We start from the raw sequence: 24,073 nt of genomic DNA, 5'->3' as shown, positions 1-24,073 counted from the left end.
GTGATTACTTGCTGTGATGGGTTGTAAACTGGTAGCTGGTTTGGTGCTGATAGAACGACTTTTGGGTAATAAAGCGTTTGTTCGTTTCTGGCCATTCTGGATGGTTAGGGCAGTCCGGTAAGAACTGAGTTTCAAGCGCCAACCCTTGATAATCTTGATATTCACCAGTGCGTGAAGGTGTTCCTGCCAAGAAGTTACCGCTATAGAACTGAATCGCCGGTTTGTCGGTAAACACAGACATCACCACCTGTTTATCCGAGCTAATCAGCCGAGCGATCGTGCTTGCGCCGTCAGTCAGCTCCTCTGGCAAAGTAAATGCGTGGTCATAGCCTTTGGCCAGCTTTTGGTCTTCATCTTCCAGTAAACGCGCTCCGATTCGCTGTGCGGTATTGAAGTCAAAACTGCTTTCTTGCACCGCTTTGAGTTTGCCTGTCGGGATAAGCTCTTCATCAGTAGGCAGATATTCGTTGGCTCGCAGTTGCAATTCATGGTCGAGAATGGTTTTGCCTGACTCGGCGCCATCTAAATTAAAGTAGGCATGGTTGGTCAGGTTGATCGGGCAGTCTTGGTCGCAAATCGCCGAGTATTCGATGCACAATTGGTTGTTTTCCGTCAGCGTATACGCGACTTCAGCGGTGAGGTTTCCCGGGAATCCTTGGTCACCATCTGGAGACATTAAACAGTACGTAATGTGAGAGTCGCTTTTGGCTTTCACCAACCAGCGGCGCTTATCAAAACCTTCAATACCACCGTGTAGGCTGTTGCCGTTATCGTTACGGGTAATAGAATACGTTTGTCCGTTTAAGCTGAATTTCCCTTTGGCGATGCGATTGGCAAAGCGGCCGATGGTCGCACCTAAAAATGCCGAATGAGACTGATAATCGCGCAGCGATGTCATGCCGAGCAGAACTTCTCGCTGACCTGAAGGCGTGGGAAGTTGGCAGCTTAGCCATGTGGCACCGATGTCCATAAACGTGGCCGTCATGCCGTGATGATTGCGTAAAATATGAACCTTAGCAGGTTCTCCATCAGTGAAGATATCACGCTCGATAGCGGCTTTGATCGAGTCGGGTGGAATGATGTTGTTGGGCATAAAGGCTCCTTTCAAAAACACAGTACCCGCGAATTGCAGGTACTGAGATAGCAGGGTTAAATCGCTTCGCCGAAGATAGGAAAACCGTCTTTCCAGATGAGGCGTTTGATGCGTGTGTGGCGGTTCGGATCCCAAAGTGGGTCGCCCTCAATTTCGGTGTAATCGCGCGCGTGATACACCAGCAAGTCGTGGCCTTGTTCATCGACGGTAAAGCTATTGTGGCCCGGCCCGTAAACCTTTTTCTCCCAGTTAGTTTTAAACACGGGTTGCTTGGCTTTTACCCAGCTTTTCGGGTCAAGCAAGTCACTGTTTTCATCCGCGTAGAGCAGGCCCATGCAGTAGTTTTCGTCGGTCGCGCTGGCGGAATAAGTCATCCAGAATTTACCGTGACGGTGGATAACCGACGGCCCTTCATTAACCCAAAAGCCGATTTGCTCCCACTCAAACTCTGGAATGGTCAGGCACTGTGGCGCCGTACGTAGTTTGGTCGGTGTTTCTAACTCCGCAATGTACAAGTTAGAGTTGCCGCCAATGTTGTTGTCCTTTTGCGCCCAAACATAGTAGTTAACGCCGTTGTGGCTGAATGAAGTCGCATCCAAACAGAACGTATCCATGCCAGTGTCGATTTGTCCTTCGAATGTCCATTCCGGCGTGATTGGATTCGGGTTCGAATTAGAAATCGCGTACATGCGGTGCTGGAACAAACCATCGATGATTTCTCTTGATGGCGCGGCGGCAAAGTAGACATACCAAGCGTTGTCGATAAAGTGCAGCTCTGGCGCCCAGATTAAGTCACTGTACGGGCCTGTATCGGGTTGGTACCATGCGTTGATTAGTTCGCTGATGGTGTCGAGCTCAGCAATGGTCTTTGCTCGACGAATCTCAATGCGATCATATTCCGGTACCGAAGCGGTGAAATAGTAGTAGCCGTCCGTGTGTTTGTAGATGTGCGGGTCGGCACGTTGCTCGATAATGGGATTTACGAAATCAGTCATACTGCTTACCTTAATTTGCGTAACGTGATTGAGGTTTTGAAGATTGAACATCGCTTAGATTTTTCTCTTCTTCTAGGATGTTGGTCGCTGTCATTGCTTGGTAGTACTTGTCGGTCACTTTGTATTTGAACATCAATGAGCCCATCAAGAAGTGGAACAAGCCAGGGATAACCGTTAGCATCAGCGCGATACCTGTTAGGGCGTAATCTGACTGCGCTTCATTTGGTACGTAGTTGAAGAAGGTGAGTAGCCAACCGACGACCGCGCCGCCAATACCCATGCCCAATTTTTGGCTAAATGAGATACCGCCAAACGCCAGCCCAGATACGCGTTGACCCGTTTTGTACGCGCCGTAGTCGACAGCTTCTGCAATCGCTGACCAGAATACTGGAGCATGCAGATCCACCACGAACGACACCAAGAAATACAACACGAAAGCCAGCGCCAAGTCTTCGCGACCGACAAACAAGTACAGCATCGCGCTAAGCAGTAGCACCGCGACTTGGCTGTAGCGGAACAGTTTAATTTTGCAGTACTTCTTCGTGATCCACGTTGAGGCAACCATCGCCAGAATCGCCGCACTTACACCTGTTGCGAGAAACGCGGAAATCGTACCCGCGTCGCCACCAAGGTAATACTTGGCGTAGTACGCAGCGACAGAACCACGGATTACGTAGCCGATAGTGCCCGTTACACATACCGCGCACAGTACCAACCACTGGTCGTTTTTCATCAGCAGTTTGACTTGGTCTTTAAACGATTTTTTATCGACCACGTGTTCGATACGCTCTTTGGTGGTCGCGAAACAGAACAAGAACAGCAGTGTGCCCATCAGTCCCATTAGACCCATCGAATATTGGTAACCCAATTGGATGTTGTCTTGACCCCAAGCCGCTGATAACTGCGGTACGATGATGGTGACAAGAAACGCCGCGATTTTGGCGAAGAATAAGCGATAGCCGTTTGCAGACAGGCGCTCTTTCGGGTCATCGGTCATCACACTGATTAGTGAGATGTACGGAATCGTCACGGCAGTAAACATCACGGTGACAAGAATGTAGGTCGCGTAGGCGTAAACCAGCTTGGTGTTGTAATCACCATCAGGTGTGCTGAACGCGAGGTAAACCGAGATACCGAAAGGGATCGCTAGAAAGAGTAGGTATTGACGGTAGCGACCCCAACGAGAGGTAAATTTATCGGTAATCATGCCCATTAGTGGGTCGGTCACCGCGTCAATCAATCGAACCACGATGAATAGCATGGCTAAATCTTCGGGTTTGATACCAAAAATATCCGTATAGAAGAAGGTGATGATTAACATCATTGATGAAATCACCACGTTGACTGCCATGTCACCGGCGCCAAAGCCGATCTTCTCAAGGACAGGTAATTTATATTTGTACATAGGGACTAATCCTTTGTTCTCACGATGACGCAGATACTACTTAGGAATTAGTGTGCAGGCTGTTATCACTCTCATAGATAAATGGAGATAGCAATTTTGTGCATGCCTTCAGCCAATCTGTTTATGTGCATGGGCGACTTTGGTTTAGGAAGGGATGGATAAATATCCCAGTTTGAAGAAAAGAAAAAGCCGCTGATGTACAGCGGCTGAATGGATTAAGTGAATTGCTAACGGAAAGCAAGATCGCGCAGCGCAAGCGAAATCGAAGGGAAGAAAATCAGCATCACAGAGACCAAAAGCAAGATGAACACAAACGGTGGTGTGCCGCGAATCACTTCTACATAAGGACGTTTAAACACGGCAATCGCGGTAAAAATATCACAACCGAATGGCGGCGTTGCAGAACCTATCGCAGCTTGCAAGGTCACGATGGTGCCGACCAGTACTGGGTCAATGCCAGAGGACTTAATCACAGGTGCAAAGATAGGGATCAAAATCAGCATCACTACGATTGGATCAACGAACATACAACCAATAAAGAACGCAATTGAAATAACGACCAGTAACTCGGTCTGCGAAAGATCATTAATCCCGATCATACCCAACAATTCTTGCGGGATCTGGGCAAATGAAATTACCCAAGAAAAAGCAGCCCCTGCTGCGACTAAGATAAATACCACCGCGGTAACCATGCCCGTAGAAAGCGCGATTTCGCCAAGCTCCTTCCATTTCACTTTACGGAAGATAACCATTTCTAATAACACAGCGTACAACACCGAAACCGACGCCGCTTCGGTAGGGCTAAATACTCCAGCATAAATACCGCCAACAGTAATGATCGGAAAACCAAATGGTAAAACCGCTTTACGTATTGTGGTCCAACGTTCTTTCCAGCTGGCTCGCGGGGCATTTTCTACAGAGCTTTTACCTGCATAAAAATAACAGTAGACAGAAAACATCAATAAAATCACGATCGCCGGTCCAATACCAGCAATAAACAGCTCAGCAACCGATGTTCCAGACACCACACCATAGATGATCATACCGATACTCGGTGGAATAAGGAGCGCTAAGTCAGAGGCGTTAATAATCAAAGCCAGAGCAAAACTGTCTTTGTAACCATACTCCAACATTTTCGGTCGCATAATAGAGCCAACAGAAACAACGGTGGCTTGTGTAGACCCCGATACCGCACCAAACATCGCACAGCTAAGCGATGAGGTGATCGCCAGACCGCCACGAACGTGCCCAACAAACGCCATTGCGACATCTAGCAAGCGCGTTGCTGCGACGCCTCGGGTAATAATTTCTGCCGCGAGAATAAACATCGGTACTGCGATCAACGCAGCGGGTTTGATGCCAGCAAGCATTTGCTGGATCATAAAATCTGGTCCCAAGCCAAGAAAAACAATAAATCCCAACATGGTCGCCGCTAATAGCGGTACCAACATCGGAAAGCCAAAAGCCAACAACGTGATCATCGTTGCAACAAGAGCGGTCGTCATAGCGCTTTCTCCTGCTTAGTGGCAGAGCCGATGCCATCTGGTCGAGATGAGCGTGAACGCTTTGTCAGCGTTATGAAACGTTTGATATGGCGACCACCCACACGCGCGAACTGAACCGTGCTAAAGAAAAGGCCAATCGGTGCGATTAAGTACACCCAGCTCAGAGGTACTTGCATTGCAGGAGAAAGACGCCCCATTTGGCTCACCTTGCCAATGTATTGCCACGAATACCAAGTTAGCACCGCCACCAATGCGGCGGTGAGTAAATAAATAATGCCGTTGGCTAAAGTTTGTATACGCTTTGGAAGCATATCGGTAAATGCCGTCATACGGATATGGCGAGATTGGCGGGCAGCATAACTGCAACCAATAAACGTGACGGCGATAATGAGGAAATAATTGAGTTCTTCCGAAAAGTAGATGCTTTGGCTAAAGAGGTAGCGCCCTAACACGTTAGCAATTGAGTTCAACGCAATAAGAAGCACCGAGCCAATGAGCAGTGCCGCCTCCGCTTTCTGTATATATTTATCTAGCCACTGAAAAATCCCTTTCATCCGCGCTGCTCCTGATCAACAAAAATGTTAATGAAACGTTATCTTTTTCATGACAATCAAGTCAATCAGGTGAATAAGAAAGATTTTCTGAACTTGGCGCTTTCGCAGAAAAAATTGGTCAGAGCATACTGCTCAGACCAAAAAGTGAGAGGTTGGAGGGTTTGTATCGAGAATTTCTGCAATCACAGATAACCCATGCTTGATGTAGCCTCGATTAGTCTCTGCTCCCAAACTGATTCGCACGTAAGGCATTGGCTGATTAGTATCGAGAACAAAAGGTTTATACCCCGTGATCTGCACCCCAGAACGCTTAGCCGAAGCGACCAGATCATCACTGCTCCACTGCTCGGGTAACCTCAACCAAATGTGCTGACCATTCGGGTGTGAGCTATAAACATGCCCTTCTAAGGTGGCTTTTGCTATTCGCTGGCGCTTGGCAAATTCATTGACTTGAAATCGAATAAGTCGATTTAATGTACCGTTTTCGATCCACAAATGAGCGACTTCAAACGGTAACGGGGTCGCAGACCAACTCGTCGCTGCTAAACGGCCAATCGCATGCTGCAAAAAATGACGTGGGACCGTTAAATAGCCCGTACGCATACCTGGCGCTACGACTTTGGTTAAACTGGTGACATAAAAAGCCTGCTCGGGTAACAGTGCGGCGAGAGGTGGGACACGATTGGGCTCTAGTGCCCCATACACGTCATCTTCAATCACGTAGATCTCATACTGCTTCGCAATATTTGCTATCGCCTCTCGGCGCGAAATATCCATATGCGCACTATTCGGATTGGCCATGCTCGGTGTGCAACACAGCGCCTTGATTGGTTTGTGTTTACATGCCCATTCAAATGCATCCGGCGTGATACCAAACTCATCCATCTCAAGCGGCTGTAACTTAAATCCAAGCATTCTCGAGCGAGAGATCAAGCCATGATCGACTAAGTGGCCACAAGCGACTAAATCACCGTGTTCAACAACGGTGCTTAAAGCCAAGGTCAAGCCATGGCATGCACCGTTTGTGAGTAATATTTGATCGGTACCAACGTCTAACCCTTGGCTACTGAGAAATCGCGCTCCGGACTCAATATGATGAGGCTGACCTGTTACTGGCTTTGCTTTACTGATCAAACTGCGATTGTTTGTTTGCCCAGCAATTTCCATTAACGCCTGATTAAAAAGCGTAATGTGGCGATCGGTTACTACCGGATGAGCGATCGACATATCAATTTCATCCGGCGTTTCTTTCATCTCTTGCGTCAGCATGAACTCCGTGTCCGTGCTTTCATCCACAAAGCCTGATTTTACAAACGTACCGTTTCCCACCCAAGACTCGAGCGCACCCTTTTTCTCTGCATAACCATATGCATGACTGACGGTTTGTACGCTCACGCCAATTTGCTCCGCAAACTCACGATGTGTGGGCAGTCGAGTACCGGGTTTTAGGTAACCACTGCGGACACATTCGACAAGATAATTGCCAATGGAGATGTACTTAGCGGTGCCTGGGCGAATGATCGGGTTCAAAGAAATTGTCATGACACAATATTTTAATTGATTCATTTTTAATGCTCATTGTAACTTCAATTTAACAAATGGCGAGTTTTTAGCCATCAAATGCGGTGTAATGCACAAAAATGAGCCACAATTGTAATGATTGACATGAGAAATATAGATTCAACAAACATGTTAAATGGCATCGTTTAATCCAAACCCAGCCGCAGTGGTGAGTTGCAATAGTTTTTAAACGCAGGTCTGGCTGACCTGGTGGAAGGTAGAAATACCTCAACGTCTCCGAAGGCCCATAAGGCGTCGGATTTTTAACAAGGAGAAAATATGAGAGGCGTTGCTTTGCATTTTACACTGGATGAATTCCAGGACCGATTAACAAAAGTTCGGCAGTCGATGGAAGAACGAGAGTTGGATGTCCTTATCATTCACGATCCTTCTAACATGGCATGGCTGACAGGTTATGACGGTTGGTCTTTTTATGTCCCACAATGTGTCGTTGTAGGATCATCTGGCGAGCCTGTTTGGTTTGGGCGCTGCCAAGATGCCAATGGGGCATACAGAACTGCGTATATGTCGGCAGAAAATATCACCTACTACCCAGACCATTATGTAATGAACCCACCATTACACCCAATGGATTTTCTGGTAGAAGCGGTACTCGCCCCGCGTCTTTGGGATCGCGGCCGTATCGGGGTGGAAAAAGATAACTATTACTTTAGTGCCACCGCTTACGAGTCACTCACCACGCACTTGCCGAATGCTCAACTTCTCGATGCAACCGGGCTAGTCAATTGGTGTCGCGCCGTTAAATCTGATCAAGAACTGGCTTATATGTACCGCGCAGCTCGCATTGTTGAAAATATGCATCGCGTCGCGTTCGATATGATCGAGCCAGGATTGCCTAAACATCACCTTGTCGCCGAGATTAACCGCCAAGCAGTACTTGGGCATGAAGATCACTTTGGCGATTACACCGCGATCGTGCCGCTTTTGCCATCTGGTTCTGATGCTTCTGCACCTCACCTAACGTGGGACGATAGACCTTTCAAAAAAGGCGAAGGTACTTTTTTCGAAATCGCTGGGGCACATCGCCGTTACCATTGCCCACTCTCTCGCACTATTTTTCTTGGAGAACCGGACGACAAATTCAAACGTGCAGATGAAGCATTAACTTTAGGTCTCGAAGCAGGCTTAGAAGTCGCAAGACCAGGCAATACTTGCGCCGACATCGCCAACGCATTGAACCAAGTCCTCGATAAAGCAGGATTCTCACGTGAAGGCGCCCGATGTGGTTACCCAATTGGTCTGAGCTACCCTCCTGACTGGGGCGAACGAACCATGAGCTTGCGAGACACCGATAAAACCGTATTAAAAGAAGGCATGACATTCCACTTTATGCCGGGGCTATGGTTTGAAGATTGGGGGTTAGAAACCACCGAAAGCATTGTGATCACCCGTGATGGTGCAAAAACACTGTGTGATTTCCCACGCCACTTATTTGTTAAACACTAACTTTTCAAACCGTAAGTTCTGTTGAACTGGGCTTAAGAACAAAAAGGACTCGATATGCAAAAGAGCTCGATCACAGCCACCGTAGACTTTGACCGAGAAGGCGTGCAGCACGGCTTTTTAGCGCTGCCCTATTCCCATGATGACTCCGCTTGGGGAAGCATCATGATACCTATCACCGTGATAAAAAATGGTCACGGGCCAACGGCGCTGCTTACTGGCGGTAATCACGGTGATGAATACGAAGGCATCACCAGCCTGCTAAAATTGGCAAACTCGCTGCAAGCAGAGCAAATACAAGGTCGCGTCATTATTGTGCCAATGATGAACTTACCTGCGGTACAAAATGCCTCGCGCACATCGTCTATCGATAAAGGGAATTTAAATCGCAGCTTTCCCGGAAACCCTGTAGGCTCAGTGACCGAAAAAATCGCGGATTACTTTACTCGTTACTTAGTACCCATGTGCGATTTTGCGTTAGACATTCATTCAGGTGGTAAAACGTTAGACATCGTGCCTTTCGCCGCAGCCCATCGCCTCGACAACCTCGATCAAGAAGAAGCATGCATCTTAGGTGCAAAGCTGTTTGGCGCACCTTACACCATGATCTTGCTCGAAATGGACGCCACCAGCCTGTACGACACCGCAGTGGAATCTCAAGGCAAAATCTTCGTCACCACAGAGCTCAGAGGTGGCGGAACCAGCACTCCAGAAACCATCGCTTATGCCGACCGAGGTATTCGTAACTTCTTGCGTTTTTCGGGCAACTTATCAGGTGATTACGAAAAACCAACCCTGCCAACCAGGCTGCTTGATATGCCCGATGCAAGTTGCTACGTGCAAAGCCAGCACAACGGTATCACCGAATACTTATTTGAGCTTGGCGATACCATCAAACAAGACGATGTACTGGCAAGAATCTATTCAACCGAGCGTACAGGGAGCGACCCAATCGAATACAAAGCGCTGCGCAGTGGGATTTTTGCTGCACGTCGTTTCCCTGCCATGGTCAACATTGGTGACACGGTCGCCGTAATTGCCGAAGACTGTGGCGAATTAAACTAACTCTTACTAGGGCGTATTGACCTTTCGCGGTTAAATTTTGTTCGAGGTAAAATCGTTTTAGGCGCGGCGAAGACTATGCAGCCTAGTCATTCTAAGCAAATGGTCTTCAACAAAGCATAAAACGATTTTTGCGGGGGCGCCTAGCTCGAACCCTTCGGGCAGCCTTTGTGGTTCATTTCTACTGCGTTATCGGCTTTTTATGCAGGCCACCCACAAATCGCTGCAAAAATCAGCTCGAAAGGTCAACACGCCCTAAACACGACACAACATCGGGTCTGGTGTATCACCTGCCGTTGGTGAATTGACTCACAAACTGATTAAGGAAGAAATGGATGAATCCGATGAAACACAGCTACCTAACGAGTGCCGTACTGATCGCTGCCAGCTTTGCCACCAGCAATGTTTATGCAGAGACGTGGAAATTCGCTCTAGAAGAAGTCAAAGGCTCGGTGCAAGATGCTTATGCGCAAGAGTTTAAAAAGCGCATCGAAAATGCAACCGATGGCGACGTCACAGTGGAAGTCTATCCATACGGTACATTGGGTCAGTCAGAAGATCTTACCGAGCTTACTGCGAACGGTATTATCCAATTTACCAACGCATCGCCAGGTATTTTTGGTTCATTCGTGCCCGAAATGCAGGTTTTCTCCATCCCTTACCTTTTGTCGCAAGACAATGATGTGAATAAAAAAGTGCTGAGTTCAAGCCCTACTATCTATGACACACTCGGCGGAAAGCTAGAACAGAAAAACCTCAAACTTCTCACTATGTATCCAGAAGGTGAAATGGTGTGGACGACCAACCGTGAGATTCGTTCTCCAAAAGATTTTGATAACTTCAAAATGCGCGTGATGGCATCGCCAATGCTGGTTGAGGCTTATAAATCGTTTGGAGCCGACCCTACGCCTTTACCCTACTCAGAGGTCTATGGTGCTCTGCAACTTAAAATGATCGATGGTCAAGTAAACCCCGTTTTTGCTATCGAAGAAATGAAGTTCTACGAAGTGAACGACTACATGATCTGGGCAGGACAGCAACAATTTACTACGACTGTCATTACCAACAACAGTTGGTTCGAGACCCTCCCACAAGCCCGCCAAGATCAGGTCAATAAAGTCATCGCTGGTATGACTGACTTTATATTTGAAAAACAGGATGAGTTTAACCAAAAACGTCTTGATCAAATTAAGCAAGCCAAACCAGATATGCAGATGATCAAACTCGACAGTGACGAACGTGCAGCATTTGAACAAGCCTCTATGCCAATGCGGGACAAATACATCGAGCTTACAGGCGACAGCGGTAAAGCGGTGCTGAGCTCACTGGAACAAGAGTTCAATCAATAACAGAAAAAGGAGTGGCCTTCGGGCCACCTTATAGCGGTTGACCAGTCATCAACTATTCTGAACTGATTGGTATTTTACAGGGAGACCAATTATGCGCCTCGATCGCTACGACGTAAAAATTCTACAAATACTTCATGACAATGGCCGTATTACCAAATCTCACCTTGCCGAGGCCATTAACCTATCTGTGAGCCCTTGCTGGGAGCGAGTCAAAAAACTGGAAGAAGCAGGCATCATTGAAGGCTACGGGGCAAAAGTAAATACCGATGTTTTGTTCAAACGAACGTCAGTCATGGTTGAAGTTACGCTCAAAGAGCACAGCGCCCAAGCATTCAAACGTTTCGAGCAACTGGTTCAACACTCACCAGAAGTCACTGATTGTTATGCCACAGGCGGCGGTGTCGATTACATACTCAAAATTCAGTCGGAAGATATTGATCAATATCAGCGGCTTATCGACAACTGGTTAGAGTCAGAAGTGGGCATTGAGCGCTACTTTACTTACATCGTGACGAAAACAATCAAACGTGATGCAGGCACATTAGAAGTGAACCAAAACGCCTTGTTCTAAAAGGGAAAACACGCTTAAAAGACGACCAGAAAAATCACCATATCTGATGGTGTGGAAAAGAAAGTTTTGATGGTTTAAACCTCGGCATCAGAAATTATTTCGGTCACTTCTCCATTACAGTTTAACTATGGACAACGACGCTGGGAGAAGGACTCATGACAGCACTGCACAGCTTACATGCTGAGGAATTAAAAGCCTCACACGACATGATGGCGATAATGAAAGACGTACGTTTGGTGAGAGGTTTAGCGTACGTAAATGGCAAATGGGTAAGTGGTGACCAATTTCATCCGGTGGATAATCCAGCGGATGGGACGGTCATAGGCTACATCACCAAGCTATCTCAGCAACAACTCTATCAAGCGATTGATGAAGCCGACCAAGCCTTTCGTCAATGGCGAAAAATGCAAGCAGAAGAGCGCGCTGAAATTCTCATGCGTTGGCACGATCTGATTTTAGAATCAAAACAAGATCTTACTCGTTTGATGGTTATGGAACAAGGCAAAACATTAGGTGATGCTTTGGGTGAAATCGACTACGGCGCATCCTTTGTTCGTTGGTTTGCAGAGGAAGCACGCCGCAGTTATGGCGAAACCATCCCAAGTCATATTCCGAATGCGCAGCTATCGACGGTACGCGAACCGATTGGTGTCGCAGCACTGATTACACCATGGAATTTTCCTAATGCAATGGTCACCCGTAAAGCCGCCGCAGCATTAGCGATAGGCTGTCCGGTGCTCATCAAACCTGCCAGCGAAACGCCTTTCTCCGCATTGGCCTTGGCAGAATTAGCAGACCGAGCCGGCTTTCCACCTGGTGTATTTAACGTGATTACTGGCGATGCGGTGATGGTGTCACAAACTTTGTGTCACTCCGATAAAGTCAAAGCGCTCTCGTTCACAGGTTCAACTCGAGTGGGTAAGTTGCTGCTGCGTGACGCGGCACAAACCGTGAAGAAGTGCAGTATGGAGCTCGGCGGTAATGCCCCTTTCATCGTGCTGCCAGATATGGATGTCGAGCAAGCAGCCAAAGCCGCCGTGGATGCCAAGTTTCAAACTGCAGGACAAGACTGCTTGGCCGCAAACCGTATTTTCGTCCCCGAAGATAAGTACGAAGCGTTTTTGGAAGCGTTTGCCAAAGAAATGAGCCACATCGTTTTAGGCAATGGTTTAGATGAAAAAACCACCATGGGGCCGCTGATCAATCGCGCTGCGGCGGATAAAGCGCATGATTTGGTGCGTGACGCACTCGACAAAGGCGCGCGATTGGTAGCGGGATACCACCAGCCCGTACCAGGCGAAAACTTCTTTGCGCCGACATTGCTGGCCGATGTCACCCCTGATATGACGGTGTATCGCGAAGAGAATTTTTGTCCTGTGGCAGGCGTGTTGCCTTACCAAGACTTAGATACCGTGATTGAAATGAGCAACGACACTGAGTACGGATTAGCTGCCTATGTTTATGGTCACGATATTCACCAAATTTGGCGCTGCATGCGTGGTTTGGAATTTGGCATGGTGAGCGTGAACTCCGTCAAGATGACTGGCCACCCTATCCCATTTGGCGGTGTGAAACAGTCAGGGCTTGGACGAGAAGGCAGTCGCCACGGCTTTGAAGAATACAGTGAAATCAAATACTGCTGCTTAGGCGCTTTACCAACCGTCAGTGGCAGTTAAGGCACGAAATATGGATATCCAATTATTCGAGGAGAAGGATCATGAGCAACAAAACCAAACAACTTTTAGAGATCGACCGTCAGAGAGTATTTCATGCCTCAACCCACCTGAAGCAGTATGCGGCTGGGGAGCTTTCGGGAAGAATTATCTCGAGCGGAAGCGGAATACGCATCACCGATTCAGAAGGCATCGAGCTGATAGACGGCTTTGCCGGGTTGTATTGTGTGAACATTGGCTATGGCAGGACTGAAATGGCCGATGCTATTTATGAACAAGCCAAAGAGCTGGCGTACTACCACACTTACGTCGGTCATACGAACGAAGCACTAGTGACACTATCAGATCGCATCATCAAAATGGCCCCTGAAGGCATGAGTAAAGTCTACTACGGCATGTCGGGCAGCGATGCGAACGAAACTCAACTTAAGTTGGTGTGGTATTACAACAATGCCCGTGGTCTACCAGAGAAGAAAAAAATTATCTCCCGTGACCGCGGCTACCATGGCTCAAGTATCGCTTCGGGTTCAATGACAGGGCTGCCTCTATTCCACGCTCATTTTGATTTACCGCTTGAGCGCATCAAGCACACCATGGCGCCGTATTACTATCGCCGTGAAGACGAGAGCATGTCTGAGCTTGAATTCTCTCAATATTGTGCGGATCAACTCGAAGCAATGATCTTGGAAGAAGGCCCAGAAACGGTAGCAGCGATGATTGCGGAACCAGTGCTCGGTACTGGCGGTATTGTGCCACCACCAGAAGGATACTGGCAGGCGATTCGCAAAGTACTCGACAAATACGATGTACTCTTGATTGCGGATGAAGTTGTCTGTGGCTTTGGTCGCCTCGGCTCCGATTTTGGCTCACTGCACTACGACATGAAACCGGATCTCATCACGGTAGCGAAAGGGTTAACCTCAGCGTATCAACCGTTGTCTGGCGTGATCGTCGGTGAACGAGTTTGGAGTGTGCTAGAAAACGGCACCGACCAATGGGGCGCTATCGGACACGGTTATACCTACTCCGGTCACCCAATGGGAGCGGCAGCCGCGAACTGCAACCTCGATATCATTGAACGTGAAGGCTTGGTGCAAAACGCAGCCGAGGTCGGCGCTTACTTGCAGCAACGTATGGCAGAGACGTTTAACGATCATCCATTGATCGGTGATACTCGTGGCGTTGGCTTGTTGCATGCGTTGGAGTTTTCTTCAGACAAACTCCGCCGAGCACACTTTGATCCAAACTTGAAAGTGGGTCCGCAAATCGCGGCGGCCTGTTTAGAGCAAGGCTTAATCGCTCGCGCCATGCCACATGGTGACATCCTCGGCTTTGCTCCACCGCTTATCGCGAATCGTAATGACATCGACACTATTGTCGACAAAGCGCACCAAGCGGTCAATAAAGTGATGGATAACCTCGTCACGTCTAAACAGTGGCAGCCAAAATAGCCGCGAATTAACCAACTCACAAACCTACCAATGATTACCGCCCCCTCTGACCAAATTAGAGGGGGCGGTCCTAAGAGACGTACTACATGGAAACACAAGCAATCTTTGCCGCAAAGAAAGCGATTAACGGATTAGTCAGTCGCACACCATTACTTCACTCACCACGGTTATCGCAACAATATCAATGTGAAATTTGGTTAAAACTGGAAACACTACAACCTATTGGTGCTTTTAAATTGCGTGGAGCGACTCATGCCATGAACAAACTGAATGAGGAACAAAAACAACATGGCGTCGTCACTTGCTCTACTGGTAACCACGGCCGTGCCGTGGCTTATGCTGGGCAACGACTAGGAGTCCGCACCGTGATTTGTATGTCCAATTTAGTGCCACAAAACAAAGTCGACGCAATTAAAGCATTAGGCGCAGAAGTTCGAATAGTTGGTCAAGCTCAAGACGACGCGGAGCGAGAAGCATTGAGGCTAACAGAAGAAGAGTCGATGACCTATCTCTCACCATTCGAACACCCAGACATCATCGCCGGACAAGGGACCATTGGGCTAGAAATCATTGAAGATCTTCCTGATGTCGACGTCATTTTCGCCGGGTTATCTGGCGGCGGATTGATTGGTGGTATTGGCTTAGCCGCAAAATCAAATAGCAGCAAAGTGAACGTGTATGGCGTTTCCATGGACAAAGGCGCAGCGATGGTAGAAAGCATTAAAGCAGGAAAACCAGTACAAGTTGAAGAGCACGAATCGTTTGCTGACAGCTTAGGTGGCGGCATAGGTTTAGACAATCGCTATACCTTCAAACTCGTGCAAGAAGTCATGGATAAAGCGTTTTTAGTCAGTGAACACAGCATCGCCAAAGGCATGGCAGATATTTTCGATGCAGAAAAATTTGCCGTAGAAGGCGCGGCCGCAGTGGGGCTTGCCGCCATTCACCAGCATCAACTGGACTTACGCGGTAAGAAAGTCGTTTTGGTGCTCAGTGGAAAAAACGTCTCATCAGACACTTTTGAGACGGCATTAAAAATTGGCCGCCAAGTCAAAGAGTAACCGAGGTCGTGCGAATGAAAATCTATAATAAATCTCAGATAGAGCAAGTGACTCAGTTAGATCTTAATGCGTTAGCGGCCGTGGAAAATGGCTTCAAAGCGCTTGGGCAAGGCAACGTCACTATGCCTCCGATTCTTAGCATGGCAATTGAAGAGCATAACGGCGAAGTGGATGTAAAAACGGCGCATATCAAAGGTAATGAGCGCTTCGCGATAAAAATCAGCCCAGGATTTTTTGATAACCCAAAACTAGGACTACCCAGCCTAAATGGTTTGATGGTGCTCTTTAGCGCGAAAACAGGGCTGGTTGATAGCGTATTGTTTGACGAAGGGTATCTAACCGACATTCGTACTGCTCTCGCTGGCGCTATCTCCGCGAAATACCTGTCGAACTCAGAAGCATCCAAAATTACGGTTATTGGCAGTGGGCTTCAAGCAGAACTCCAAGTCGCTGCAATAAAATTAGTTAGGCCAATCTCCCAAGTGAACATCTGGGCAAGAGACAACACAAAATCGCAGGCTTACAAACAACGCATGGAGCAACGATACGATCTATCCGTATCCGTACACTCCTCTATCCAGCAAGCATGCCAAGAAGCCGACATTATTGTCACGACAACACCATCAAAAGAACCTTTGCTGAATTGGGAAGATATCCCATCAGGAGCACACGTGATCGCTATGGGTTCAGACAGCCCTCATAAACGTGAGCTTGCCACCTCAGTGATCCTAAACGCTGAGCATCTGGTGGTCGATCGAATCAGTCAGTCAGAATCACTTGGCGAATTACGTGGTGTAGACAAACCGCTCACCCGTAGCCTAGTCGAACTTGGCGACATCATTTGCGGCAAGCACCCCTACTCAAGGCGTGTTGACGATGTTTCGGTATGTGATTTAACGGGAACTGGCGTTCAAGACACCGCAATCGCTGACTATACCGCTCAACAACTCACCAGCATTCAATCCACGATGTAACTTATTCCCTGTGACTTTGGCGGTGGGCAACCACCGCACTTTTTGAGGGCCGTAACATGCCAGAGCTCTGTACGTTTCAATCTTTAACCACTCAGTTTGAGTTTTCGGCGGATGTATCCGCTTATCAACGTTCAATCGGACTCATTCAACTCGCGACCGACTATGTGCTAGAAAACGAATGGCGCGAGCATTTACCCGCAGATGTTCGCTTATACACTTCACGCTTTCTCACCACAGGTACTGTCGATCCTCTGCACTTAACAGATATGCAAAACAGTATCCGCGAGTGTGTACGCACCATCGTGCCAATGTGGCCAATCAACGTCATGGCGTTTGGCTGTACGTCAGCTAGTGTGCTCATTGGCTCCGATCAAATCACTGATTTAATTCGTCAAGAGAGACCCGAAGCCATAACAACTAACCCTTGGCAAGCCGCACTGAGAGCGCTTGAACACCATAAAGCTAAAAGAATCGTTATGCTGACGCCGTATACCAATGACGTCAATCACCCACTTTATGAGTCCATGACCGAACATGGCATTGACGTTCTGGCCTTTGGGTATTTCAATCTCGACTACGATCCCCATATCCCAACCATTGGAGGGCAAGACGTAGAAAATGCCTTAGCGCAGCTGCTTGAGTCGATTGATTGCACTGTGGACGCGGTATTTATTTCATGCACGAACATGCGAGTCATGCATCTACTGCCTTATTTCTCAAGCCGCTTTGGTATTCCTGTACTAAGCTCCAACCAAGTGATGCTTTGGGACGCATTGCGTTTGCTTGAGTCCGATAATTTCTCCGACGTGTCATCATCGCCCTTTCCTTGCTGATAAGGACTCGCTAAAATGCACAAAATTGCGCACTAACTGGATGAAACATGGCAAAACTTACCCTTCAAGAACAAATGCTGAAAGCTGGCTTAGTTAATGAAAAGAAACTAAAGAAAGCGAAGAAAGGCTCTAAAAAATCACGCGTTCAAGCACGCGAAGTAAAAGCGGCGGTTGAAGAGAATAAACGCCAACAGTTAGAGCGTGATAAACAATTGAGCGAACAGCAAAATGCCGAGCGTTTGAACAAAGAGATCAAAGCGCAAATCAATCAATTGATTGAGATGAACAAGATCGACTTAAAAGATGGCGATATTAAGTACAACTTCACCCATGGCACCTTGGTTAAGTCACTGTATGTTGATGCTCTCATCCGTGAACAGTTGATTAAAGGCATTCTAGCCATTGCGATTGTCGGTGAAAGCTACGTTGTCATTCCACGCGGAGTAGCGAATAAAATTGCTCAACGTGATGAATCCGTCATCATCGAACAGAAAGAACCAGAATCGGACATTCCAGCAGAAGACGACCCATACGCAGATTTCGTCGTGCCAGATGACTTGATGTGGTAACAACAAACAATAGATGCATCAACGAAATGAGCCGCTGATATAACATCAGCGGCTCTTTTTTAATAGAAAAATACGCTACAGAAATGATGTGCGTTATTGCTTACTTAGTAGCAAATTCACACCAGATGCGGCTAAAAACAGCGAACATCCGCGATTAAAACGTTTCGCCATTTTTGGATTTGAGAACCAATGTCTAAGGTACAAACCAAAAATCGCGTAAATTGAAATGGCGACCATTTCTAAAATCAAAAACGTGGAGCCAAGGGCAAAAAACTGCTCTTGAACGTTGGCGTTCACGTCTACAAACTGCGGCAAAAATGCAGTAAAAATAAGAATCGCCTTCGGGTTACCGGCGGCAAGCGTAAACTCTTGTTTCGCAAGCCCTGCATAGTTGCGTGAGTTAGTTAACTCAGAGATCGGGCTCGATTCCGAACGCCAAAGGTTGAATGCAATCCACAATAGATACAACGCACCCACCAGCTTTAACGCTAAAAACAGCATTTCTGATGTGTACAAAATCACTGCCAGCCCAGAGGCAGACAACGCGATCATGCCAGAAAATGCCGTAATACGCCCTAAACTAGCGACAAACGCGGCACGAAAACCGTAACAACGCGCATTATTCATTGCCAATAAGTTGTTTGGGCCTGGAGTCATATTCAGAGCAAAGCAAGCGGGAATAAAAAGGAGGAGCTTCCAAATATCCATGATAAAAAATGGCCTTAATTTTTAGTAATAGCCAGCACCGTAACATTGGCTGCTAGAATGAGTAAATAAAAATTCTACGCTAGAGCATTTCCGCTTCAAACCGAGCTGCTCTGGCTTGTGCAATCGTACAGTGTGTTTCTGTCATTAACTCCGCCAAGGTGATATTTGGGTTTTGCACCACCAACCGAATCAGTTTTTCTTCCAACGGTTCCAGTTTGTCCTGATGAACGGATAACCCTTTCTCCAACTTATTCATCACAAACCTTAGCTCTTCACACTGCCCTGCTTTTAGCTGATCAAGTAACGCTTTTAAGTTCAAAGCTTCTCCAGAAACTTGCCAATGACGAGAGCGCCTAACTCGCTTAACGTCACACCCGCAATCCGCCGCAATGACTTTAATGCGTTTAGCATTCTCACCGCCAATGCGATGAATCAGAGAGGGAAGCGAAACAATAATGTCGTCATCTTTCATCCGTTACTCTCCCACCACTGACACATTCTCTCCAACCCAAGTGAGTAGCTGTTTGGCGGCTTTGGAGAGTACCTGATTTTGGCGCACAATGTAGCCGAAATCGGTGTTTGGAAAACTAGGCAAAGGCGTGATCTCTCGGGAAAGCGTTAACCTCGGATCAAGAGAGAAATCCGGCACAATGGCGGTCCCAAATCCTGCTTCTGCCCAATCGATTTGTGCTTCCACACTGCCCACTTCCATCACACGATGCTTAGGCAGATTTAACTCAGGTAAAGATGCATCTATCAGCTCACGGGTTCGCGTGTCGTGCCCTAGCAGAATCAGCGTCTGGCTCTCTTTTCGATTGTCCTGCCACTCAAAAATGTTATCGCCAAACGCACACCAGTGAATTTGCGTGAGAGGCGTAAAATGCAACGGTTGACTCTCTTTTTGTGCGATAACAAAGCCAATATCGGCACGCGCACTTTTCACCAAATCCACCGCTTGAGAAGACGTGGTATTGAACAATGCCAAGTCGATACCCGGGTATTCACTTTTGAATTGCTGGAACGGTTTGATAAGCAGTAAACGTGAAACGATATCGCTCGCAGCAATAGAAAGCGTTCCCTGCGTAAGATCGTTGATGGCATTGAGATCCGATTGGCAAATTTGCAGCTCATTAAGCATCCGCTGCGCCGTATCTAACAAACGCTTTCCCGCTTGCGTCAACTGCACAGGATTTCGCTCAATCAATTTAGTGCGCGTGGCCTGCTCCAACTGCTTGATATGCAAGCTGACGTTCGGTTGCGTCATGTGCAGTTCCGTCGCTGTTTTGCCGAAATGCTTTACCTCTGCAAGAGTTACGAAGGTTCGCAGCCAGTTCAAATCTAACATTGCCAATTCCGATATGAGATTCTTATCAAGTTAATGAGTATAATTAATTTCTCTTATTATGGCGAACGCCTTAAGATTTTTGCATCTGTTTTTGGAGATTAAATTATGTCGTCTATCGTTGTTGTGGGTGCAAACTGGGGTGATGAAGGCAAAGGCCGCATCGTTGACTTTTTGGCAGAGCAAGCTTCTGCGAGCATTCGTTTCCAAGGTGGTAACAACGCGGGTCACACCGTGGTTAACGATCTAGGTACGTTTAAGCTGCACCAGCTACCAAGTGGCGTATTCAACCCAGACTGTTTGGCAGTGTTAGGTCCGGGTATGGTTATCAGCCCTGCGTTGCTGTCTCAGGAGATTGCGGAAGTTGAAGAAGCGGGTGTAAAAGTGAATATGTGCGTCTCTGATCGCGCAACACTGTGTCTACCTCTACACGCACTAGAAGATACGCTAGAAGAACAGCGTTTAGGCGACAAAGCATACGGTTCAACTCGTCAAGGTATTGCACCTGCGTACGGTGACCGCGTAATGAAGAAAGGCATCCTTGTTGGTTGGTTGAAGCAACCAGAAGTATTGGTTGAACGCCTTCAATTCATGATGGATTGGAAACTTCCGCAACTGCGTGCGCTCTACCCGACGTTCGAGTTTGAACAAACCGCTGAAGAAATGGCGAACTGGTTGCTAGAAGTGTCTGCACCTTGGCGCGATTCAATTTGCAACGTAACGCTTCCTCTAAAAGAGCTACAAGCAAAAGACAAAACACTATTGTTCGAAGCACAGCTTGGCGCGGGTCGTGACCTTGTTTACGGTGAGTACCCTTGGACAACATCTTCTAACGTTGTATCAATGTATGCGGGTATCGGCAGTGGTCTTCCAGCACTTCGTCCTGAGCGCGTTATTGCGGTTGCAAAAGCATTCAGCTCATCAGTAGGTACTGGTACGTTGATCACGGCAATGGAAGAGCAAGACGCTTTTCGTGAACTTGCAGGCGAGTTCGGTGCAACTACAGGTCGTCCGCGCGATATGGGCTACTTCGACGCTGTCGCTACGAAGAACGGCGTTGAACTGCAAGCAGCAACTGAAATTGCGCTAACTAAAGTAGACTGTTTGACTGGTCTTAACGATCTGAAAATCTGTGTTGGCTACGAAGGCGACCACAGCGAAAACCCAATCTGGCCTCAAACGGCAGCACTAGCACCAATCTACGAGAAAATGGAAAGCTGGAGCGAAGACATCACAGGTTGTCGTAAGTTTGAAGAGCTACCAGTAGCAGCACAGAAGTACGTTCTACGCATTGAAGAACTGATGGGCGTACCAGTAAAAATGGTGTCTGTGGGTCCAGGCCGTGAACAAATGATTATGCGATAAGATGTGAATTAACACATCATTGGCAAGCGGCTTTTATCTGTTCCGGGGTAAAGCCGCTTTTTTTTACACTGTAAACTTTGAAGAAATTGCACTTCTCAATTCGTGTTTAGTAACCTAATCGCGCCTACCTTCCCTCTTTATTTATCAATCAATAGATTAGAGCATATAACGCATTGTGCACGTTATTAGTACATCTCACTTGTTAAAGAAGCACGTTATTTAAGTTAATTGTTTGAATTAATGTTCTTTAACTGATTGCTTGATCACGATCTTCATCTGCAATTTGTTGAACTAGTGCTCAAAAAATCTAACCCGCTGTTTTTAGGATAGATGAGTTCCCCAACATCCAACCTAACAGCAGGTGATTCCCATGACGAAAAATCTTTTCCGCCTCAGTACGATAACTCTCGGTTTATGCATCAGTTCGTTCTCTTTTGCGCAATCCGATCTTCCGAACATTAAAATTCTTGCCACTGGCGGCACCATAGCAGGCGCAGGTCAATCTGCGACAGAGTCAAACTACACCGCAGGTAAAGTCGGTGTCGAATCATTGATTTCTGCGGTACCTAGCATGACCAACATTGCCGATATTTCTGGAGAGCAAGTGGTCAGTATCGGTTCACAAGATATGAATGATGAGGTATGGCTTAAATTAGCCAAACGCGTCAACGAACTGCTCGCTCAAGATGATGTTGACGGTATCGTCATCACGCATGGTACCGATACGTTAGAAGAAACCGCTTACTTCCTTGATCTGACCGTCAAGAGCAAAAAACCAGTCGTGATTGTCGGTGCAATGCGTCCTTCCACCGCAATGAGTGCTGATGGCCCAGTTAATTTATACAACGCCGTCGTGACAGCCACCGATGAAGATTCTGAAGGGCGCGGCGTGTTAGTCGCGATGAATGACACTATATTCGATGCGCGAGACGTAACTAAAACAAACACCACTTCCGTCAGTACTTTCCAGTCACCTAACTTTGGCCCTATCGGTTACATTCATAATAGCGATGCCAAATATCAACGAAGCCCAGAGCGTAAACACACCACAGAAACACCATTCGATGTATCAAAACTTAACACACTACCTAAAGTAGGTATTGTTTATAACTATGCAAATGCGTCGAGCTTACCAGTCAAAGCCTTTGTTGATGCCAAGTTTGACGGTATTGTAAGTGCTGGTGTTGGTAATGGTAACTTGTACCACACGGTCTTTGATGAGCTGGAAAAAGCGAGCAAAGATGGCGTTGTTGTTGTAAGGAGCTCCCGAACGCCTAGCGGCTCAACCACTTTGGATGCTGAAATTGATGACGAAAAATATGGCTTTGTTGCCTCAGGCACTCTAAACCCACAAAAAGCACGTATCTTACTGATGCTGTCACTTACTCAAACCAAAAACTATCAAGACATCCAAAAGATGTTCCAATACTATTAATTCTGTGTAAGGCATCTTTAGATGCACAAGAGGAGGTGTTACTCGCCTCCTCTTGCACACGACGATGTTGGCGCCCCTGGTTAACCAAACAAACGGCGTTTCATCCCTGCTTTTTCAAGAATACGCGTTGTGATCTCTTCCACAGAGAGAGAGGACGTATTGATATATGGGATCGCTTCTCTTCTAAACAACGCCTCTACGGTGTCTAGCTCCAACTTACACTGCTCAGTACTGGCGTAATCACTTCCAGACAAACGATTCTCACGGATTTCAGTCAAACGTTCAGGGTCGATAGTAAGCCCGAACAATTTATGACGATGGATCTCAAACTCAGGCAACAAACGCATCATCTTCACGTCTTCCGCGATAAATGGATAGTTCACGACACGCAAACCAAACTGCATCGCCATATATAGGCTGGTGGGGGTTTTCCCGCTGCGCGATACTCCCAGCAGGATGATATCGGCTTGCTCCAACCCTTTTAGCGTGATGCCATCATCATGCGCCAATGTATATTCAATGGCCGCGATACGGTCGAAATAGGTATCGGAATCTTTCCCCACACTGCGAGAACGCTGCAACTTGGGTTTTGGTGCCATCTGAATGTCGTCTTGCACTTTCTGTACAATGCTTTCCAACACATCGTAGCTGTATGCAGGCGCTTCCAACAGCATTTCACGTACGTCTGGCACCACGATAGAGAAAAACACCAGAGGTTTGACGCCATTGCGTTGGTAGGAAGTTTCAATTTCTTTTACAACGTCAGCAACTTTGTCCTGGCTTTCTACGAACGGAAAGGTTTTTTCGTTAGGAATGAACGGAAATTGACCGAGAACAACATGCCCTAATGTCTCACATGTTATCGCCGTACCGTCAGAAACATAGAACACATCACGACTTTGGTTATTTATTTGCATTTCTGTTTAATTTTTCAAAATCTTTTGAGTAGGATGGTAAACATAATATTAATAAATCAGTTTGGCTTTCAGTTAGGTTCACCACAGCTTTAAAAATTCTTTTGAATTTTTTTCAGCCGGAACGTAATCGTTTGCCTTTGATATCAATCTAAATGAAGCAATATATGGTCAAAGTGTAATAACAGCC

General features: G+C 47.1%; 22 protein-coding genes. 12 read left to right on the top strand and 10 right to left on the bottom strand.

Features of this window, described 5'->3' with window-relative positions; genetic code table 11:
* Nucleotides 1–4: 4 nt before the first annotated feature.
* From galM to MSG33_RS01145, 6 genes are all read right to left on the bottom strand, one after another.
* Nucleotides 5–1,093: a galactose-1-epimerase gene (galM, locus tag MSG33_RS01170; protein WP_248379476.1), complete on the bottom strand. Its 1,089-nt coding sequence runs from the start codon at nt 1,091–1,093 to the stop codon at nt 5–7.
* Nucleotides 1,094–1,149: 56 nt separating this feature from the next.
* A complete protein-coding gene (locus MSG33_RS01165) occupies nt 1,150–2,088 on the bottom strand; it encodes a glycoside hydrolase family 43 protein (protein WP_248379475.1) in 939 nt (312 codons plus the stop codon).
* A 10-nt stretch (nt 2,089–2,098) separates the two neighbouring features.
* Complete coding sequence (locus MSG33_RS01160) at nt 2,099–3,493, bottom strand: MFS transporter (protein ID WP_025522719.1); 1,395 nt, start codon at nt 3,491–3,493, stop codon at nt 2,099–2,101.
* Nucleotides 3,494–3,720: 227 nt separating this feature from the next.
* Nucleotides 3,721–4,998, bottom strand: a complete 1,278-nt coding sequence (locus tag MSG33_RS01155; protein WP_248379473.1) for a TRAP transporter large permease — start codon at nt 4,996–4,998, stop codon at nt 3,721–3,723.
* Nucleotides 4,995–5,552: a TRAP transporter small permease gene (locus MSG33_RS01150; protein WP_226420398.1), complete on the bottom strand. Its 558-nt coding sequence runs from the start codon at nt 5,550–5,552 to the stop codon at nt 4,995–4,997. The genes MSG33_RS01155 and MSG33_RS01150 overlap by 4 nt, the downstream gene beginning before the upstream one ends.
* Before the next feature lie 132 nt (nt 5,553–5,684).
* Nucleotides 5,685–7,118, bottom strand: a complete 1,434-nt coding sequence (locus MSG33_RS01145; protein ID WP_104973447.1) for a PLP-dependent aminotransferase family protein — start codon at nt 7,116–7,118, stop codon at nt 5,685–5,687.
* Nucleotides 7,119–7,391: 273 nt separating this feature from the next.
* Here MSG33_RS01145 and doeA point away from each other — a divergent pair, with 273 nt between their 5' ends.
* From doeA to MSG33_RS01095, 10 genes are all read left to right on the top strand, one after another.
* Nucleotides 7,392–8,579 carry an ectoine hydrolase DoeA gene (doeA, locus tag MSG33_RS01140; RefSeq protein WP_005392731.1) on the top strand — a complete coding sequence of 396 codons (1,188 nt, stop codon included), beginning with the start codon at nt 7,392–7,394 and terminating at the stop codon, nt 8,577–8,579.
* Between the two features lie 54 nt (nt 8,580–8,633).
* A complete protein-coding gene (doeB, locus tag MSG33_RS01135) occupies nt 8,634–9,641 on the top strand; it encodes a N(2)-acetyl-L-2,4-diaminobutanoate deacetylase DoeB (protein ID WP_248379471.1) in 1,008 nt (335 codons plus the stop codon).
* 332 nt (nt 9,642–9,973) lie between these two features.
* On the top strand, nt 9,974–10,987 hold the full coding sequence (gene dctP / locus MSG33_RS01130) for a TRAP transporter substrate-binding protein DctP (RefSeq protein WP_248379461.1): 1,014 nt from the start codon (nt 9,974–9,976) through the stop codon (nt 10,985–10,987).
* Nucleotides 10,988–11,078: 91 nt separating this feature from the next.
* Nucleotides 11,079–11,558 (top strand): Lrp/AsnC family transcriptional regulator, encoded by a 480-nt coding sequence (locus MSG33_RS01125; RefSeq protein ID WP_006741393.1) that lies wholly within the window; start codon nt 11,079–11,081, stop codon nt 11,556–11,558.
* Between the two features lie 155 nt (nt 11,559–11,713).
* Nucleotides 11,714–13,234 carry an NAD-dependent succinate-semialdehyde dehydrogenase gene (locus MSG33_RS01120; protein WP_248379458.1) on the top strand — a complete coding sequence of 507 codons (1,521 nt, stop codon included), beginning with the start codon at nt 11,714–11,716 and terminating at the stop codon, nt 13,232–13,234.
* 41 nt (nt 13,235–13,275) lie between these two features.
* Nucleotides 13,276–14,682 carry an aspartate aminotransferase family protein gene (locus tag MSG33_RS01115; protein ID WP_139059271.1) on the top strand — a complete coding sequence of 469 codons (1,407 nt, stop codon included), beginning with the start codon at nt 13,276–13,278 and terminating at the stop codon, nt 14,680–14,682.
* A gap of 86 nt (nt 14,683–14,768) precedes the next feature.
* Nucleotides 14,769–15,743 (top strand): hydroxyectoine utilization dehydratase EutB, encoded by a 975-nt coding sequence (gene eutB / locus MSG33_RS01110; RefSeq protein ID WP_248379457.1) that lies wholly within the window; start codon nt 14,769–14,771, stop codon nt 15,741–15,743.
* A 14-nt stretch (nt 15,744–15,757) separates the two neighbouring features.
* Entirely contained in the window at nt 15,758–16,717 is a 960-nt protein-coding gene (locus MSG33_RS01105) for a cyclodeaminase (protein ID WP_006741389.1), read from the top strand.
* A 56-nt stretch (nt 16,718–16,773) separates the two neighbouring features.
* The gene (locus tag MSG33_RS01100) at nt 16,774–17,550 is read left to right on the top strand and encodes an Asp/Glu racemase (RefSeq protein ID WP_248379455.1); all 777 of its coding nucleotides are present in this window, start codon (nt 16,774–16,776) and stop codon (nt 17,548–17,550) included.
* Nucleotides 17,551–17,597: 47 nt separating this feature from the next.
* Entirely contained in the window at nt 17,598–18,119 is a 522-nt protein-coding gene (locus MSG33_RS01095) for a DUF2058 domain-containing protein (RefSeq protein ID WP_006741387.1), read from the top strand.
* Between the two features lie 93 nt (nt 18,120–18,212).
* Here the strand turns inward: MSG33_RS01095 and MSG33_RS01090 are convergent, their stop codons facing one another.
* The 3 genes from MSG33_RS01090 to MSG33_RS01080 form a co-directional block, all read right to left on the bottom strand.
* Nucleotides 18,213–18,827: a LysE family translocator gene (locus MSG33_RS01090; RefSeq protein ID WP_006741386.1), complete on the bottom strand. Its 615-nt coding sequence runs from the start codon at nt 18,825–18,827 to the stop codon at nt 18,213–18,215.
* 79 nt (nt 18,828–18,906) lie between these two features.
* Complete coding sequence (locus MSG33_RS01085) at nt 18,907–19,299, bottom strand: ribosome recycling factor family protein (RefSeq protein WP_048624767.1); 393 nt, start codon at nt 19,297–19,299, stop codon at nt 18,907–18,909.
* 3 nt (nt 19,300–19,302) lie between these two features.
* Nucleotides 19,303–20,172: a LysR family transcriptional regulator gene (locus tag MSG33_RS01080; RefSeq protein WP_005392712.1), complete on the bottom strand. Its 870-nt coding sequence runs from the start codon at nt 20,170–20,172 to the stop codon at nt 19,303–19,305.
* Nucleotides 20,173–20,277: 105 nt separating this feature from the next.
* On the opposite strand from MSG33_RS01080, the gene MSG33_RS01075 reads away from it, so the two are divergent.
* Entirely contained in the window at nt 20,278–21,534 is a 1,257-nt protein-coding gene (locus tag MSG33_RS01075; RefSeq protein ID WP_248379453.1) for an adenylosuccinate synthase, read from the top strand.
* Between the two features lie 370 nt (nt 21,535–21,904).
* The gene (gene ansB, locus MSG33_RS01070; protein ID WP_104970498.1) at nt 21,905–22,969 is read left to right on the top strand and encodes an L-asparaginase 2; all 1,065 of its coding nucleotides are present in this window, start codon (nt 21,905–21,907) and stop codon (nt 22,967–22,969) included.
* Nucleotides 22,970–23,049: 80 nt separating this feature from the next.
* Here the strand turns inward: ansB and MSG33_RS01065 are convergent, their stop codons facing one another.
* A complete protein-coding gene (locus MSG33_RS01065; RefSeq protein WP_005392709.1) occupies nt 23,050–23,886 on the bottom strand; it encodes a pyruvate, water dikinase regulatory protein in 837 nt (278 codons plus the stop codon).
* Nucleotides 23,887–24,073 lie beyond the last annotated feature (187 nt).

The organism is Vibrio sp. 1CM7H, from assembly GCF_023161645.1.
In the GTDB taxonomy this organism is placed as follows: domain Bacteria; phylum Pseudomonadota; class Gammaproteobacteria; order Enterobacterales; family Vibrionaceae; genus Vibrio; species Vibrio diabolicus.
This window is presented reverse-complemented; position numbering and strand designations above follow the sequence as displayed.